The organism is Variovorax sp. efr-133-TYG-130 (genome assembly GCF_030208835.1).
Lineage (GTDB): Bacteria > Pseudomonadota > Gammaproteobacteria > Burkholderiales > Burkholderiaceae_C > Variovorax.
The window spans coordinates 1-4,989 of sequence record NZ_JARVTD010000064.1; the positions used below are offsets into that span (position 1 = coordinate 1).

4 protein-coding genes and 1 pseudogene are annotated in these 4,989 nt (G+C 59.3%); 4 read left to right on the forward strand and 1 reads right to left on the reverse strand.

Annotated elements, in window-relative coordinates; translation table 11 throughout:
• Positions 1-430 (forward strand): annotated as a pseudogene (locus tag QRN67_RS33160) (hypothetical protein); the annotation flags it as partial.
• Between the two features lie 663 nt (positions 431-1,093).
• On the forward strand, positions 1,094-2,077 hold the full coding sequence (locus QRN67_RS33165) for an IS5 family transposase (RefSeq protein WP_285415321.1): 984 nt from the start codon (positions 1,094-1,096) through the stop codon (positions 2,075-2,077).
• A 399-nt stretch (positions 2,078-2,476) separates the two neighbouring features.
• Here QRN67_RS33165 and QRN67_RS33170 read toward each other — a convergent pair whose 3' ends face one another.
• The gene (locus tag QRN67_RS33170; RefSeq protein ID WP_285415323.1) at positions 2,477-3,400 is read right to left on the reverse strand and encodes a Fe(II)-2OG oxygenase family protein; all 924 of its coding nucleotides are present in this window, start codon (positions 3,398-3,400) and stop codon (positions 2,477-2,479) included.
• A 296-nt stretch (positions 3,401-3,696) separates the two neighbouring features.
• On the opposite strand from QRN67_RS33170, the gene QRN67_RS33175 reads away from it, so the two are divergent.
• Complete coding sequence (locus QRN67_RS33175; RefSeq protein ID WP_285415325.1) at positions 3,697-4,623, forward strand: hypothetical protein; 927 nt, start codon at positions 3,697-3,699, stop codon at positions 4,621-4,623.
• Positions 4,624-4,628: 5 nt separating this feature from the next.
• The gene (locus QRN67_RS33180) at positions 4,629-4,937 is read left to right on the forward strand and encodes a hypothetical protein (RefSeq protein ID WP_285415327.1); all 309 of its coding nucleotides are present in this window, start codon (positions 4,629-4,631) and stop codon (positions 4,935-4,937) included.
• Positions 4,938-4,989 lie beyond the last annotated feature (52 nt).

Below are 4,989 nucleotides of genomic sequence, written 5' to 3' on the forward strand. Positions count from 1 at the left end.
TGCTAAAAGCAGCAGGTTAGGGTTATCACGTGGGTCAGATTTAGATGGAAATCACACGGCCAAGTGGGTCACTTCTGGATGGAAATCAACATCAGAAGGCGCCTCCGATCAGTTCAAGTCGTGGCTATACGGCGGTGAGCCACTCGCAACCGCCTTTTTCGGCGATCTTGACTATTCGGGCATGCACATCCTAGCGGGCCTGCGCGCCGCGTTTCCAGACTGCGTCGCATGGAAGCCCGGCTATACAGCGCTGCTTGAGCTGATCGCAGCAGGTCGCGCGCACAGCCCTGAGCAAGCGGACAAGGGAGGTCAGACGGATCCTGGCATAACTGGGTGCAGATTTACTGACGAAACGCTGCTTCCTGCTATCCGTCGCTCTGGCCTGTTTGTGGATCAAGAGGCTGGCGCTTGGGACAACTACCTGATGTGAACGCACTAGGCGATCACTTGACTATCGAACCAAGCGAGTGCCGACTACGAAGGCTCTGCTGAAGCACGTTGTACGCACATGTGATCGGACTGTCGCCCGTCGGGCGGCCGGATGGCGAACGATTGATCGGCGACAGGCGACAGGCGACAGGCGACAGGCGACAGGCGACAGGCGACAGGCGACAGGCGACAGCAATCAGTATGAGGTTGGCATGCGTGAAGGGCGGCTCTGCAGCGTAAGGAGCCAGTCGCCGCTCGCGCGCGTAGTCAACGTGTTCGCCATCAACCTGACGTTTGGACTCCACTATCAGTGCTGGTCGAGCGTTCGCTATGGCGCCTGAAGTTCTGGCCCAAGCTGTGAGCGCGCCGCTGGAAGGATTGCTCTGACCTCTAATTCAGAAGATTTGCGGCCCGAAACCATTACCTGACGTCGATGACTGTCCTCGTGATTGCAACCCGCGAGCTTGGACATTCGCCGGGTCGAACTGTGTCGAATGGGATGGCTGCCCCCACCCGCTGTGGATGCCAGAGTGGGGAGTGTCACCACACTAACTGGTTCAGCCAGCCTCCTGATGAACGATCTCGCCTATCGCGATGCCCATGTCGTCACCTCTCTCTAGGGATGGTCTGCAAAACAGGCCCGAGCCTTGCATGATCTGAACCCATGATTGCCAAACGCGTAGTGCCGCCGAGTCAACTCGGCTTGGGCCTGAACCTGTCGACAAAGAAGACGCGCAAGCGCGAGTTCCTTGATGAAATGGATCGGGTGGTTCGGTGGGGCGCACTGGTGCAGATCGTCGAGCCGTACAGCCCGCGGGCCAAGACGGGGCGCCCGCCCTTTGCCATCGAGACGATGCTGCGCATTCATTATCTGCAGCAGTGGTTCGGGCTGAGTGATCCGGCCATGGAAGAGGGGCTGCACGACGTGCCCCTGTACCGGGAGTTTGCCGGCCTGGGTGATGGCGCGAGCCGTCTGCCCGACGAGACCACCATCCTGCGGTTCCGTCATCTGCTGGAAGCCCATGACTTGGCCATCGACATGCTGCGCGTGGTCAACGACATCCTGCAGGCCAAGGGCCTGATGCTGCGCACGGGAACGGCCGTGGACGCTACATTGATCGCGGCGCCCAGCTCGACCAAGAACGCCGAAGGCGAACGTGATCCCGAGATGCATCAGGTCAAGAAGGGCAACCAGTGGTATTTCGGGATGAAGGCGCACATCGGTGTGGATGCCGCGTCGGGCTTGGTACACACGGTAGTGGGGACAGCGGCGAACGTCAGCGACATCAACGTCGCTGGCGCGCTCTTGCACGGGCAGGAGCACGCGGCGTTCGGTGACTCGGGCTACCAGGGCGTACACAAGCGAGCGGAGGCTGCGGGTCCGACTTGGCACGTGGCGATGCGCCCGGGCAAACGCAGGCTGCTGAATCCGTTCATCGAGCCTGAGTTCATGGCTGAGCGAGTGGAGAAGATGAAGGCCAGCATTCGGGCCAAAGTCGAGCATCCGTTCCGAGTGATCAAGCAGCAGTTCGGGTTCACGAAGGTTCGCTACCGAGGCTTGATGAAGAACACGGCGCAGATCGTCACGCTGTTTGCGCTGTCGAACCTGTGGATGGCGCGCAGGCGGCTGATGCAGACCAAGGGATGAGTGCGTCTGCAGCGCCCGAATCGGGCTCGCCAAGCCCCCACGATGGATGTCTGACGCAGCAGATCGATGCCGGGGCTGGTCGATCAGATCGCCTAAATGGCTCGCCATCACCCTATTCGTTCAGTCGCAATCGCAAATCGCGTTCTGCAGACCATCCCTAGATGCTGGACACCCAGACCTTGTGGTTTTCCGACCCAATGAGACCGAGAAGATCAGCACTAGAAAGCCTGCGCTCATCCGCTCTGGAGAGATTTCGGCCAACGGATGGCGACTGCCTAAACATGTGGCGTGTTATGGCGACAACGGAGCCGAGCCTCAGTCGATTACGACAAACGCGGAATCGTGACCCAGCACCTGGGCACGCGCTACGTGACCGAAGCGGTCTGCCGTCAGATCCTGTTACGGGTAGAGGACATGAGCTGGCCGGTCACCAAGATGCCGCCTACTGTTATCGAGTTGCGCCGTGTTCAAGGCATAGGTTCTCAGCAGCCATCTCGAGTGCCCGCCGATGTCGCCACCCACTTCTGCGCGGCCATGCAGGCACAGCCGGTTGTTCACGAGCAGCACGTCTCCCGGCTCGATCGCCACAGGCTTGGCGATCTCGCCGCAAGCCTTTGCAAAATTCTCGGCGGCTGTTTCTGCTGCCCCGCCAGGCTCGGTTGCGGACACATTGGTGTGGCTAAAACGAACCATTGTGCCGATGGCCGCGTCCTTGAGCACTGGCTCATCGACCGCGACGTGAACGTCCCCGAGGATGTCCTGCATACCTTCGAGGAAGGTCGTCTGGGACCCGATGGAAAACTGCCCCTGCTTCAACTCGTGCACATCCTCAGGAGACAGCTTCGCCAGAGCTTCGTCTAGCACCATCACTGTCGTTGGTACCTCGTTCGGATTCCGCAGGCCAACCAACGTCACCAGGTCGGGGGATGGCGCGATTCTGGCGTTCGAGGCATCGCTGTCCCCGTTGAACGGAAAGCTCACCGCATCGGTGTGGCCGCGAAGCCCACCCTGCGATTTGCGCGCAAACTTGCCCTCGCCAGGAATCGCCGTCAGACTGACAAACAGTTCGCCGCTGTTCTCGGAGCCGTAGGAAACGGTCTCCAAGCCAAGAAAAGCGTGGGCAGCGATAGCCGCAGCGCGGCCCAGCTGCGTTCCGCTAACGTCCGGAACAGGCGTAAACCAATCCGGGGTGTCGGGCAGTTCGCCAGGTTCAAACACTCCAGCAAGAAGAACGAATGGGGCGGCGATGGCGTTTTGCCGTATAGCGGTCAGATTCTCGCCTGCACTCTCCAACTTCTTCGCCACTGCGCTGCCAAGGGTCATCCCGAGTTCATTGGGAGAAGCCAGAGCAGTCGTGCGTTGGTCTAAGGTAGTCGCCTGCTCCCAGTCTGCGACGGCAGCCCTGACGGCCACAGCCAGCGTTGGCGCAGTCATAAATTCTCCACGGGTTGATACATTATTGATATACGCCTATACTTGTGTCAAGGGGCAAGCGCACGCCCCTGTATCCATGGAGGGCGTTTATGCGAACCGCGCTAGACCCGGCAGGCTTTGCTCAAGGGCAAATGCTCTTGTCTCGGCTCCCGGACACATTTTCTAACATTCTTCGGACAGCCAGATTGCATCTCGATGCCGATGGTCGCGTGTCCGTCTCCTATGAAGTAGCCAGTGCTGGAAGACGCCAGGTGGCCGCGACATCTTCCAACGAGGCCATCCGGCTAGTCCTCGTGGAGATCGCGTCTCTGCTCACAGCTTCCGCCGCACCATCGGAGATCGTTCAAATGAACTCAAGCGAGATTGACGCCACATTGAGGGAAGGGTCCTCCTTGCCCGAACGAGTGCTGTCGAAAGCGAGGCAGCAGACGCTTGGTGCCTCGTTGCCTTTGCGTTTGAAAGAACATCTAGATTCGGTCGCTGCTGAAGAGGCGACGAGTTTTGCGGAGGTCTGCCGCCGATTTGTGCTCTTCGGGTTTGAAGACGTCGTCGCACAGTCGCTTCATGCGAGCCCGACGTCGCTCTTCGAGATGCTTGGCCACGAGCTCCAGGAGTGGGATGGCTCGACGTCCGAGCAGGTCATGGTTCGCTTGGATCCGGGGCACGCCGTTCGCCTTCGATCCATTGCAAAGGAGTATCAGAAGTCGATCTCCGAACTGACGGTTCTGTGCACGGCTCACGGCGTTTCTTTGCAGAGGACATTGGCGTCACTCGAGTCCAAAGTTTCGAATTGCAAGGGCGCTTCGATTCGAAATCTGGTGGTGAAGCTTGGACTTCAGCCCACAGCAACCCCGCTCGTTTCCAGCATTCTTGCAGGAAACGTGAAGGCTCCAAGAAAGTTGCTCGCACGTCTTGCGTCGGCCTTCGAGGCTCCCGAGTCGCTGCTGTCGACATTGTTCCGGGGTAGCTTTGACCGCCGGCTAGTGCCTGCTTTCAAGGCGGAAGGAGTGAAACCTCGGCTTTCGACGGCACCCGCAACATGGACTTCCGCAGTGAAGTCACTAAATCTCTCTGCCGCAGACACCAAGGCGCTTCTTGATCTGGGAGTTTGAGACCTATGAACCCATTCCAGCGTGCTCGAAGTGAAGCTCATGCGACCCGAGCCCAGCTGGAGCCAATGCTCGCGCACGGGCCAGTTGCAGCAAAGGACCTTCTTCACAGAATCGAATCCGTCCTGAACATTGCGATTGAGCCAGTCCCGCCGTCCTATACCGATCTCGGCGGTGGGACAGCCGTGCTACAGCGCGAGCAGATGTTCATCTACGTGAGCTCGGAAGTTGAGGAATGGGGCGCAGACTTTTGCGGCCTCGTTGCGCACGAACTGGGCCACTACTTCCTGGACGCGACGAAGCCGGCGACCACGTGACCTGCTCGGTTTAATCGAGACAGTTTTTCCTAGAAGACGGCGGGTTGCAGTT